The 12,278-nt window shown below is 43.2% G+C and carries 10 protein-coding genes; 2 read left to right on the top strand and 8 right to left on the bottom strand.

Features of this window, described 5'->3' with window-relative positions:
- Positions 1 to 81 precede the first annotated feature (81 nt).
- From V7L12_RS00250 to V7L12_RS00230, 5 genes are all read right to left on the bottom strand, one after another.
- Positions 82 to 2,295, bottom strand: a complete 2,214-nt coding sequence (locus tag V7L12_RS00250; protein WP_335081012.1) for a tetratricopeptide repeat protein — start codon at positions 2,293 to 2,295, stop codon at positions 82 to 84.
- A gap of 266 nt (positions 2,296 to 2,561) precedes the next feature.
- Positions 2,562 to 2,741 carry a photosystem II assembly protein Psb34 gene (gene psb34 / locus V7L12_RS00245; RefSeq protein WP_335081010.1) on the bottom strand — a complete coding sequence of 60 codons (180 nt, stop codon included), beginning with the start codon at positions 2,739 to 2,741 and terminating at the stop codon, positions 2,562 to 2,564.
- Positions 2,742 to 2,924: 183 nt separating this feature from the next.
- Positions 2,925 to 4,946: a glycine oxidase ThiO gene (gene thiO, locus V7L12_RS00240; RefSeq protein WP_335081008.1), complete on the bottom strand. Its 2,022-nt coding sequence runs from the start codon at positions 4,944 to 4,946 to the stop codon at positions 2,925 to 2,927.
- A gap of 132 nt (positions 4,947 to 5,078) precedes the next feature.
- On the bottom strand, positions 5,079 to 5,468 hold the full coding sequence (locus tag V7L12_RS00235; RefSeq protein ID WP_335081006.1) for a hypothetical protein: 390 nt from the start codon (positions 5,466 to 5,468) through the stop codon (positions 5,079 to 5,081).
- A gap of 17 nt (positions 5,469 to 5,485) precedes the next feature.
- Complete coding sequence (locus V7L12_RS00230) at positions 5,486 to 5,824, bottom strand: 2Fe-2S iron-sulfur cluster-binding protein (protein ID WP_335081004.1); 339 nt, start codon at positions 5,822 to 5,824, stop codon at positions 5,486 to 5,488.
- A gap of 75 nt (positions 5,825 to 5,899) precedes the next feature.
- Here V7L12_RS00230 and cimA point away from each other — a divergent pair, with 75 nt between their 5' ends.
- On the top strand, positions 5,900 to 7,636 hold the full coding sequence (gene cimA, locus V7L12_RS00225; protein ID WP_335081002.1) for a citramalate synthase: 1,737 nt from the start codon (positions 5,900 to 5,902) through the stop codon (positions 7,634 to 7,636).
- Positions 7,637 to 7,976: 340 nt separating this feature from the next.
- On the opposite strand, the gene V7L12_RS00220 is transcribed toward cimA, so the two are convergent.
- Positions 7,977 to 8,855: a M48 family metallopeptidase gene (locus V7L12_RS00220; protein ID WP_335081000.1), complete on the bottom strand. Its 879-nt coding sequence runs from the start codon at positions 8,853 to 8,855 to the stop codon at positions 7,977 to 7,979.
- Positions 8,856 to 9,131: 276 nt separating this feature from the next.
- On the opposite strand from V7L12_RS00220, the gene V7L12_RS00215 reads away from it, so the two are divergent.
- Positions 9,132 to 10,373 carry an acetate kinase gene (locus V7L12_RS00215; RefSeq protein WP_335080998.1) on the top strand — a complete coding sequence of 414 codons (1,242 nt, stop codon included), beginning with the start codon at positions 9,132 to 9,134 and terminating at the stop codon, positions 10,371 to 10,373.
- Positions 10,374 to 10,485: 112 nt separating this feature from the next.
- On the opposite strand, the gene V7L12_RS00210 is transcribed toward V7L12_RS00215, so the two are convergent.
- Both V7L12_RS00210 and V7L12_RS00205 read right to left on the bottom strand, forming a co-directional pair.
- Entirely contained in the window at positions 10,486 to 11,424 is a 939-nt protein-coding gene (locus V7L12_RS00210; RefSeq protein ID WP_335080996.1) for a hypothetical protein, read from the bottom strand.
- Positions 11,421 to 12,251: a hypothetical protein gene (locus tag V7L12_RS00205; RefSeq protein WP_335080994.1), complete on the bottom strand. Its 831-nt coding sequence runs from the start codon at positions 12,249 to 12,251 to the stop codon at positions 11,421 to 11,423. The genes V7L12_RS00210 and V7L12_RS00205 overlap by 4 nt, the downstream gene beginning before the upstream one ends.
- Positions 12,252 to 12,278 lie beyond the last annotated feature (27 nt).

Genomic DNA, 12,278 nt, shown 5'->3' with positions numbered 1-12,278 from the left:
GTCAATAATTGTCAAGCTGATATCAAGTGATATAAAGTTACAGTTTTTTGACATTCCCCGCGCTATGGAGAGGAATAGGATTCATAATTTTGACAAAATCTCTGGCAACAACTGGCTAGGAACTTTAGATAAAGCCAGATTTTGTCCCTGTATCCCTAACTCATTATGAAAAGCACGAATAGTTTTCACCACATAAGTGAAGGTTGTCTGATAAGCCTCTGGTTGTTTACTTAATCCGTTTAAGGCTTGCAAATGGTTATCTAATGCTACTTCTAAGTGTTGAGAGCGTATCGCTTTGTTGCCATTAAAAGACTTATCTATTACTAGCTGATAATGTGCTAGTCCCAGGTTATTGTGAGAGGCAAGCAAATCAAAACTTAAAGAAATACCGCTAAGTGAGTGAGCCAAAGCGATAGCTTCTTCGTAAGCGCTGATACATAGTTGCAGATACTTTTGCCGTGCCTCTTTAGTAGTCTCAGATAGGTTTGCTAGATGCCAGTAGGCAGTACCCAGATTATTTTGTGTAGCGGCGCAGGCACTGGGAACATTAGCTGGAGTGCGATACTTGAGAGCTTCGCTATAAACATCTATGGCTAACTGGAGATTTTGGGCAGGTTGTTCGTATTGTGCCAGATTCCAACACGCAGTACCGATATTGTTTTGAATCATGCCATACTTCAGCGGTTCCTCTTCAGGGTTGTAGTGTGCAAGCGCTTCATTGTAAGCTGCGATCGCTTTGTTGAAATGCACAATCGGTTGATTGTATTGCCCTAAGTGCCAGTAGGCAGTACCCAAATTATTCTGGCAAGCCGCATACTTTAATGAATCCATATCAGCTGTACGGTAGCTGAGTGCTTCACTGTAAGCGAAAATTGCTTGCTGCCAATTTTCAGATGGGTGAGAGAAACGAGCTAAATCACCATAGGCTGTCCCCAAATTATTTTGCACACGAGCGTAAGTTTCCGAATATGTCTGAGGCGAAATCATCTTTAACGCCAACTGATAAAATTCTATTGCCTGCTCTATATAAGTTTGTCCTTCCTCTGAATTGGGTGGCGTGCGGTATAGCATCCAGTAGAGTGTACCCAAGTCATTCAAGATATCTGGGAGTTGTGGTGAGCTTTCGTCATAGCTAATTGCCTCCTGATAGGCAATAATTGCTACCATCAGATTTTCTAAAGTTGACTCTCCTTGCTCAATGCGAAGGCGGTATAAAGTGCCTAAGCGATGATAAGCCTCTGCTAGTATCTGCTCTGAAGCTTGCTTTTCGTGTAATTCTTCAATCTCCAACAAAATCTGCTGTGGTTGTAAAGAATTCTCTGTATTTTTAACATCACCTGTATTTATTGTTGCTATTACTAGCTCAGTTAACTCACTGCTAATATAAGATAAAGACGACAGCGATTGATTATTACTCCCACTACCAGACCGATTTGTAGATTCCTGTTGTTGTGGCGTAGCCTTCAATAAATCCGCTGTTGATGGTGAAACTTCCTCAGTTTTGTGTACGCGATTCCCTTGTATCTCTACTGGGAAATCAGAATTATTATCAAACTTGAACTCGGTAGCTGCGGTTCTGAGTTCTGCTTGGTTAACTGATTCATCTAGAATCGACTGCTCAATATTCCCTAAATCCAAGCTTCCAGAACGTGAAAAACGTTCTGGATAGGCCAAATTCTGAGTTGCTGGTGTGGGTTCTCCAGCAAACACAAATACGCCAGTACGACAACGCCAAAACTGTGGCGCTGATTGCTTGATAGCCGATAACCAAGGACGTGGTATCCACAACAGCAAATTAGATTCTAGGAATCGGCTAGATTCTTGTGTAGAGAAATATTGTTCGCTTAAACGGAGATAGTGCAAAAATAACCGCTGTGTCGCCACTGGTTGCTTCGTAAGATGTTCCACGCCGACAATCTGAAATGCTGGTACTGGAAAAGGTCTTCCAGGAGTATCCTTTGATGCCCCAACAATTGGCGGTGGATAATTAGTCAACCATTGATTAATCTGGATTATGGGATTGGGATCGTTTAAATTCAAACGCAACGTGACTAATCGCGGATAAGCTGGAGTGCTATTTTCCTGAGCATTTGATGATTGATATAGCACCTGTCCAACAGGATAAGCCAATGTAGAATGCAAACGGGCTGCTACCTGATTTCTTAAGTATAAATCATCACATATTGCTAAAAGAATTTGTCGTCGTAAGCCAAGACTTAAGGCAAGTTTCAGGCGGTGGTATACTTGCCGATTCCAAGTAGAATTATTATTGTGTGCAGTATCATTCACGCTCATAGCGGCTAAAGAGCCAAAACACAGTATGTATCACCTTTCTGAGTGCATCCAAGTGGGCTAAAGTCATAATAAAAATGATTTTTAATAAGTAGATGTTGTGCTGCTCAGGATATATTGAGCCTTCAATTATAGTAGGAATAATAAAGTATAATTATATACTTTGATTAGTAGTTCAATTTTAACAAAAAATAAAAAAGCAGGCCCCTCTTAAAATCGGAACCTGAAAAACTATAAAGAAGATGAAGTTTTCTTAAAATGTTTTACGATCAACTGCTCTTAGAAACAAAGAAGGCGACTAAAATCAAGCCGGCAACCAAAGCTGTAGCGGCAATTGTTAGTAGGATATAAGTTCGCTTTTGCCCTTCCGTGGGAGGTTCTGCTTGATAGACCTTTGGTTCCCGGGCAAAATTATTCAGAAGACCGCCTTCTTCATTGGTATAGGGCATGAATGAATTCCTTTCTCTTTATCGTTAATTTAATGTTACATAAATGCTAAATCTGGTCTTAAACTGCTAGATAAATCGTTACATTCTGGATTAGGCATTGGGCATTGGGCATTGGTTATTCCCCTTGTCTCCCTTGTCTGTCTATTTTCCATACCCCATGCCCTATTGCCTATTCCCCATTCTCTAACTAGTAATCGTCCCAGTTAGAGGTGAACTAGGACTGGCGTAATCTTTAATAGGCATTCTGCCAGCAAGGTATGCTAGACGACCGGCGACTGTTGCCAAATTCATGGCACGAGCCATTGCTGCTGGGTTTGGAGAAAGAGCGATCGCACTATTAATCAACAAGGCATCTGCTCCCAATTCCATTGCCTGGGCGGCTTCTGAGGGTGAACCAATACCAGCATCTACCACCACTGGCACACCTGCATTTTCGATGATAATTTGGATATTGGCAGTTGTTTTCAGCCCTTGTCCAGAACCAATTGGCGATGCCAAAGGCATTACTGTAGCACAACCTACCTCTTCTAAGCGCTTGGCTAACATGGGGTCAGCGTTGATATAGGGCAATACTGCAAACCCTTCTTTAACTAGTTGTTCTGCTGCTTGCAGCGTCCCAATCGGGTCTGGGAGTAAATACTTAAGGTCGGGTATTACTTCTAACTTGACAAAGTTATTATCTTCCTGCCCCAACAATTTCGCCATTTCTCGCCCCAAACGCGCCACCCGAATCGCCTCTTCAGCAGTTTGACAACCTGCGGTATTGGGTAACATCCAAATTTTTGTCCAATCCAAGGCTTCAGCTAAACCTTCATGTCCAGGAGCCTTGGTTTGTACCCGTCGTACTGCCACAGTGACAATCTGGCAATCGCTGGCGGCGACGCTTTGCTGCATTTCCTCAATGCTGCGATACTTACCAGTGCCCGTCATCAGGCGGGATTGGAAGGTTTTGCCAGCGATAATCAGTGGGGAGTCTTGAGTGGGGAGTGGGGATATCGCAGAGTGATGTCCGTTGGAGAAATTGGCAGAGTGAGTCAGCATTGGGGTGGAGGTAGATGATTTGGACTGGAAGCGCGAATAGTGAAAATCAGCAAGTAGGGGGTCAGATTTTTGTTCCAAGATTAAATCGGCAATCAAAGCGGCGGTTATGGGCGCAAGTAGAATTCCGTTGCGGTAATGACCCGTAGCAAAGGTTAAATTTTGACAGTGGCTAGTGCCCAGGATGGGCAATTCATCAGGGGTAGCTGGGCGAAATCCCCACCAAAATTCTTGGATGGGATAATGCTTTAATTGGGGATACAGCCGGATGGCAGCTTGTAGTAATTTTTGAATACCTTCTGGGGTGTTGTTGGGGATAAAGCCAACGTCTTCACTTGTTGCCCCAATAACCAGGCGATCGCGTCTTGGTACGATGTAAATATCCTGCCCGAATAAAACCCGCTTTAAGGGCAATTCCGGCGAAACTTCTGGTATCCGCACACTCAGCATTTGTCCTTTTCTGGGTAGCACAGGTAGCGGTAACAATTCATTTGACCAAGCACCTGAAGCTAAAACATAGTGCGCGGCGCGAATTATGCCAGCATTGGTTTGCACGCCAACTACTTGTCCTTGCTGCTGTAAAAAAGCTTCTACTGTAATGCCGTCTTTAAGTTGAACACCAACAGACTCAGCCGCCGTCCACAATACGTGAACGAGAGCCTTATTATCAACTTGGGCGTCTTGAGGATACCACCAGCCACCAATTACCTCTGCTCCCAATCCTGGCTGATATTGATGAATTGCCTCTTTGTTTAACCAGTAAGCCGGGGACTCTTCGCTAGCAGAGGGGCAAAAGGGCAGAGGGGCAAAGGAGAGAACTTCCTCTTTTTCCCTTGCTCCCCTGCTCCCCTGCTCCCCTGCTCCCCTGCTTTCTTCAAAGAGGGGTGCAACGATACCACAGGGACGGTAGCCAGTATTTAAGCCGGTCAGTTCTTCTAATTTGCGCGTCCAGTCGGGATATAAGGCACGCGATCGCCAACACAAGGAACGCATTGCCTCATTAGCGATGTTTTCCGCATCTGGTGCCAACATCCCGGCGGCGGCGTGGGTAGCGGCAGCCTGAAGGTCACGACAAAGCACGGTGACGTTTGTCCCGCGCAATTTTAGTTCAATGGCGATCGCTAAACCAATAACGCCGCCACCAATAATCACAGTCTCACTAATCATTAGTCATTAGTTATTAGTCATCTATCATTAGCCATTTATCATTAGTACATAACTAATAACTCATAACTTATAACTCATAACTTATAACTTATAACTTGTAACTAAAGACGGGTCTGAAGACGGATCTGCTCGTTACCACAAGGCGCGAATTGGTTCGTTGCTTTGATTTGTATCGCTAGATGGTGTGCTTGTTTCTGAAGAATCTGTATTGCCGTCTGTTGTACTGTCAGTTGAGTCATCGCCAGAATTCTGGGCAACGTTACTCCTGTTGTCAGGTCTTGGGGCTACAATAGTGCGCCTGTTTTCGTTTGTTTCAGTTGTTTCGTTTCCTTCTGTTGCAGTTTCTTCATTCTTGCTGCCAGCACTGCTATTAACATTGATATTAGCTGGCAGGACTTCTGATTTCTTGTCACTGGGAGCGTTAGCAGTTTGTACGCCCATCGGAAAGTTGATGCCTAGTAATGTACCAAGCAGAATGGCTAAACCTCCAGCCATTAAAATTAAGGGTGTCCATCTACCCATCTTGTCTTAACTCCTTTTTAACCTTTTGGTGTCCACACTATTCGAGAACCTTGTCCCCAAAATCCATTAAACTTTGTCACTTTCACATCGCCTAAAACTTGAGTTTGACAAGCTAAACGCAAGTCTGTTGTAGGAGAATGGGGAGGAAGCGAACGCCGTGCTCGATCGCGCCAGTTCGCTGCTGATACTTTGCCCTCTACCTTAACCGTACAGGTACCGCAACTGCCAATGCCCCGACAGTTTATTACCTTAGCACCGTCATTGTAGAGATCAATACTATTGTGCAGCAAAATCTTGCGGAGATTGCTTCCATACTCGCAATCAATTGTTTTACCTTCAGCTAGTACTTTAGGCATTTTTAAATTGCCAAACTGGCTTTTTGTTGTATATTGACACATTGCCTCGAAAGTTGTCTCGTCGGTCCCAGTTTTATGACCACAAATTCTTCACCTCAACTTTGGCTCTATGACACTACATTACGGGATGGCACTCAGCGCGAGGGGCTATCTGTATCGATAGAAGATAAGTTACGCATTGCCCGTAGACTCGATCAACTGGGTATTCCCTTTATTGAAGGTGGTTGGCCTGGTGCCAATCCCAAGGATGTACAATTTTTCTGGCAACTTCAAGAAGATCCGCTTAAACAGGCTGAAATTGTCGCTTTTTGTTCAACTCGACGCCCCAACTCCACTGCCGCCACTGAACCGATGTTACAGGATATTTTGGCTGCGGGAACTCGCTGGGTAACGATTTTTGGCAAGTCTTGGGATTTACACGTGACAACAGGACTCAAGACGACATTAGAAGAAAATTTGGCGATGATTCGTGACACAATTGAGTACCTCCGTTCTCAAGGTCGTCGCATCATCTACGATGCCGAACATTGGTTTGATGGCTATAAGCACAATCGAGATTATGCTTTACAGACATTAGAGGCTGCGATCGCATCTGGTGCGGAATGGCTAGTCCTCTGTGATACCAATGGTGGCACTTTACCACATGAAATTAGCCAAATTGTTCAAGATGTCATTAGTCATTTGTCATTCGTGAGCCAGTGCGTTGCGGAGGTTCCCGACGCTCGAGTACTCGCTAACGCTGCGCTATCCGTTGAAGCAACTGGCGTCATTTGTCAAGAACTAATGACCGAAGACAAAGGACAAAGGACAATGCCCCAAATTGGAATTCATACTCATAACGATTCGGAAATGGCGGTTGCTAACGCAATAGCCGCCGTGATGGCAGGGGCAAAGATGGTACAGGGCACAATTAATGGTTACGGTGAACGTTGCGGTAATGCTAACCTCTGTTCGTTAATTCCCAATTTACAACTGAAGGCGGGTTACAGTTGTATCACAGAAGACCAGCTCACACAACTTACAGAAGCTAGTCGTTTTGTGAGTGAGGTGGTCAACCTTGCGCCAGATGAACACGCTCCCTTTGTGGGACGTTCGGCTTTTGCCCACAAGGGCGGTATTCATGTATCAGCAGTGGAACGTAATCCCCTGACTTACGAACACATTCAGCCGGAACAAGTCGGGAATCGTCGCCGGATCGTGATTTCGGAACAGTCTGGACTCAGCAATGTTTTAGCCAAAGCCCGCAGTTTTGGGATTGAATTGGATCAACAAAAGGCAGAGGCTAGGGAAATTCTCCAGCGCCTCAAAGATTTGGAGAGTGAGGGATTTCAATTTGAAGCAGCAGAGGCCAGTTTTGTGCTGTTGATGCACGAAGCTTTGGGAGACCGCCAGAAGTTTTTTGAAGTCAAAGGTTTTCAAGTCCACTGCGACTTGATTGAGGGGAAAGAAACTAGTAATGCCCTAGCTACAGTCAAAGTCGCTGTTGACGGGAAAAATATTTTGGAAGCGGCAGAAGGTAACGGTCCTGTGGCAGCTTTGGATGCAGCTTTACGCAAGGCTTTGGTGAACTTTTATCCCCAAATTGCAACTTTTGATTTGACAGATTACAAAGTGCGGATTCTCAATGGACATACGGGCACTGCGGCGAAAACCCGTGTGTTGGTAGAATCAGGTAATGGTCGTCAACGCTGGACGACAGTAGGGGTTTCCACCAATATTTTGGCGGCTTCTTATCAAGCGGTGGTGGAGGGTTTAGAATACGGTTTGTTGTTACATTCCCAAGCAGAAGCGGCGCTGAAAGCTTCTAGTTGACAAAAGGGATATGTAGTGTAGGGAAAGTTTGCGTTTTTCGATGAGAAGGGGAAGCGATCGCACTTTGGCGATCGCTTCTTGCCATCTATTAACACTTTTGTACTTACAGCAGATTGCAACTTGGTGAAGCAGCGCGGTCTTCTCCCAAAGGGAGAGGCTAGCACCAAGGGGTTTCCCCCATGAGCGACTGCTGTTAGCGCAGCGTTAGCGACGCAGGAGCGTCACCCGCAGGGTGAAGTACAGATAATCGTAGGGGCACAACATGTTGTGCCCCTACCCGTGTACTTAATTTACCTGAAATACGCTGTATGTAGCGAAAAAGCGGTTGTAAATAGAAGCCCTACCAATTGCGCCATCCACCTTTGGGCGCAACTTCATTATTAGTAGATTTCAGTCCGTGACTTTGCAACAGAGTTTGATATTCTGTGCTACTTGCCCAACGGTCAATTTCTCGCGCCCGTAGTACTGGCACTGGATGGGTTAATTGGGCTGTACGGGCAGCTTTGACCATTTCACCCAGTTCCGTCTTGCTAATATCATCGTAAGCGCGGGCTTGGGCAACAAAGGCATCGAGATTCAGTTGGGGCGCTAAGGTGGGAGAACCACCTGCCAACTTCATCAACACCGACATGACAACTTTCGGGTCTTGGGTTGCTAGTAATGCGGCGCGATCGCAGGTAAACTCAGCACAACGTACCCATTCCAAAAGTTGCGCCTGTATGGCTTGAGCAACGAAGGTGCCCACATTGGGCACAATCGCCGCAGCTAATATTAATAAATTTACAGGTGTCAAGTAAACGCTATGGTCACACTTGAGATGACCCAACTCATGGGCGATTACTGCCTGTATTTCTTCTGGTGTAAGAATATCAATCAGGGAAGTGTGTAGCACAACAAAAGGCTGCTTACCCCGCACAGCAAAAGTATAGGCGTTGGGAGCCGGATGTTGCCTGACGTACAACTGGGGAGGATCTATATCCAGGATTTTACAGGCATCTAACAACAGCTTGTATAAATCAGGCAGTTGGTTTTCACCCACCAGAATGCTAGAGGCAATATTTTCTACATAGAAAACCTGCTCTGCCATTGGCCCAAGCCAATTTCGCACCAACATATCTATGCCTGGTATCTGCTTGAGCGCTCTGGTAGCTTCCAGGTCTAATGGATGACGAAATGAGTCAGCTTTTAAACCAATCAGCGGGGTTTTGAAGAAGGACATAGTGCAACAAGCTATAAAAAAACACAACTATGGAATCTGGCTGGATAGATAAACAGCCTCCCACAGTTAGTATAACGATTTCAGTAGGGGGTTTCCTTTCTTGCATACTCTTAAAACCCTTATCCATTGTTGAGAAAACTACTGTTAATGTGTCAGCTTACATTGTTAATGCGTTCCCCTGCATTAAAAACGCTACGCTTTTACGCAAAACTGTACTAAGCATGAAGCCAGATTTAGTGGCACGATCAAAGGAGGTGATGTTTTTCTGTTGTCACTATGAAGATATTGGTACTGAATGCCGGATCGAGCAGCCAAAAGAGTTGTCTATATGAAATTGCAGATGAAACTCTGCCCACCCAAGCACCCCAACCCCTTTGGTTCGGGAAAATCAACTGGACTCAAGATCGGGGTGTGGCAGAAATTGAGGTGAAAACTGCTACGGGTGGAACGCTGCAAAAATCAATCTCTGGTGATTCCCCACAGGCGCACCTCACCTATATGCTCAATACACTTAGTCATGATGCTACCAAGGTAATCGATCGCTTGTCAGAAATCGATGTGGTGGGGCATCGGATAGTACATGGTGGAGAAGATTATCGAGATAGTGTGGTGATTACGGAGGATGTCAAAAAGGCGATCGCTGGTCTGTCTAACCTTGCTCCAGAACATAATCCAGTGGGTCTAGAAGGCATAGAAGCAATTGAACAAATCTTAAAAAATGTCACTCAAATAGCAGTCTTTGATACCGGATTTCATGCCACTTTACCCGATGCAGCAGCAATCTATCCCGGCCCATATCAGTGGGTAGAGCAAGGTATTCGTCGCTACGGGTTTCATGGTATCAGTCATCAATACTGTTCTGAACGTGCTGTCCAAATTCTCGGTCGAGATGTTGCATCTGAGCGGTTAATTATCTGCCATTTGGGAAATGGATGCTCTTTAGCGGCGATTAAAAACGGTCGCAGTATTGATACCACTATGGGATTCACGCCCGTAGAAGGATTGATGATGGGTAGTCGTTCTGGTTCAGTCGATCCGGGGATTCTGATTTATCTGTTGCGGCACTGCAATTACTCTATCGAAAAGTTGGATGAGGTATTAAATAAAGCTTCTGGGTTAAAGGGAATTTCGGGTGTATCTAGCGATATGCGTGAAGTGAGAGAAGCGATGTCTACGACGGGCTACGCCTACGCTCAAGGTAATTCCCGCGCTCAACTGGCGTGGGATATCTACGTGCATCGCTTGCGTTCTGGTATCGGCGCAATGCTTGCTAGTTTGGGCGGATTAGATGCTTTAGTGTTTACAGCAGGCGTGGGTGAACACTCTCCACAAATTCGCCAAGCCGCCTGTGAAGCCTTTGGGTTTATCGGATTGAAAATAGACCTTGAGAAAAATCAACAGCAGCCAGTGGATAAGGATATTGCTACATCCGATTCAGCAGTACGGGTATTAGTTATTCATACTCAAGAAGATTGGGCGATCGCTCAACAGTGTTGGCAGTTGTTGAAACGTAATTAGAAAGTCTGATTTAATTTGGGTAAGATTGTTTTAATATTTCAGCTAACCTAATCTTTTTCTTAAAATAGTCTTTCACGAAAAAATATCTTTTTCAATGCCTCACACCCGATTTTCAAGCTAGTAACCAACGCATAAAAACCTTACCAATTTGCCCTCCTATAAAACTAAAAACCCATTGTAATAACGGCCCAATTAGTGACAAAAATAGCAAAAATAAGAAATCAGTGGGAGTAAAAATAAAAATACCAGAAGTGACACAAGTTATTCCCCACGCCAGCCAATTGCGATATTGAGAATTAATATAAGTCCATCTTGGAAGTTGATTAACAAGCCAATGGCGAATAGTAGCAAATACAAAAGATGTTACTAGCCCAACAAGTATTGATAATGAAAGTGCTAAATGTAATTTCCAAGTAAAAAAAGCAGCAGGGAAAAGCGAAGCTAGTTCCCAAGTTAATAAATTTAATTTAGTCTGAAGATAACTTAGTATTTTTTCAATCAGCCAATAATGTACATAAACAATATTTAAACACTCAGGATTTTGGATAAAATTACTCCTGACTTTGTGAATTATGTCGCCATAAAATAAGATATTACTTTGTAAAACAATATCTTCTTCTTTCCACAAATATAAAGCTGATGTATCTTGTCTATAATACAAATTAAAAGTAAGTCCGTACTGTAACGTCGATTTATTTTGTAATAATTTACTCCCAACTAATTTGATAAAACTTACTATAAAAGTGTCATCAAAAATTTTTAAAGTTTTAAAGTTTTTTTTAGCAACTACTAATTTCTGGTATTGCATAGGATTATCACTAAAGCAGTTGTAATACAAAAGATAAGCTATTAATTTCGGCGGAATGTACACAGAGCAGCCTATTTTTCGCGCTTCCTCAATTTGTTTTAAAACTGCCTTATTTAGATAAAAAGCATACTGTCCTGGCTCAACCTTAATTTCAAGTTCAATTAGAGTGCCTTGAGGTATTTGCACAAAAAAAGAGAGTTGAACATCAGCTTCATTATCTGTGTGTATTTTATCAGCGTTCATTGTCGGGATAATTTTGCAATATTTTGTATAATACCAATCAGAAAATCTAGTGTTCCACGCCACTGTTTCTCTCCAGCAACTACCCCTTCATTATGTATTTTTAGGATTAAATCTCTATCCCCTTCAGATAATTGAAATAGCTTTTTATGGTAACGACTAATAATATCTCCATCTAACTGCATAACAGTTTGAGCATAAATAATATCGATATCTACACTGGTAATGTTGTCACTATTAAGTGCCGCTTTTAGTTCAGACATTTTCCGCAGTGTCCGAATAAATTTATCATTATTCAAAAGTGCTTCAACCTCTTGCCACCTTTGCCGCAATTTTTTTTGATTATTATCTTCTTGATCTGCAACAGGAGTTGGAGCAGGCAATATTGGTTGAGCTAACTTTATGTATACCTCATCAGTTGGAACAATATTTGCTTTATGTTCTACCTGATATTTAAGACGCTCCTGATATTGTATGATTCTGGAGTCTGGCTCACTAGTCTCATTACTTTGTTCAAGGAGAATGTAAAAATATTCTCTTTCAAGTTGTGAAAATAGACTTGTATAACGCTTGCGTAGCTCTTGAGCTTGAGTTTTTTCTGGTTCTATTAAATCGTCTGGATTTGGAATTCCTTTGCTATCAAAGTAGTCTTTGTCATTTATTGAATAAATCTCTTCATACGCCTGCCAAGCATTAAACTTTGCGCCAGTAATTTGGTCTACAACCATTGTATTTACTTCTAAAGCTGTAATATCATCAACTAATCCATGTACAGATGAGACTACTTTTTCTAGCAAATCTTTGGCTTGTTCTTGAATTTTGTTAGGCATAGTTTCCTTGATTTCTCTAAAGCAAAT

The sequence above is a fragment of the Nostoc sp. genome (assembly GCF_036918245.1).
Classification (GTDB): domain Bacteria; phylum Cyanobacteriota; class Cyanobacteriia; order Cyanobacteriales; family Nostocaceae; genus Nostoc.
The sequence above is the reverse complement of the archived record's forward strand: the minus strand, read 5'-3'. Positions and strand labels throughout refer to the sequence as shown.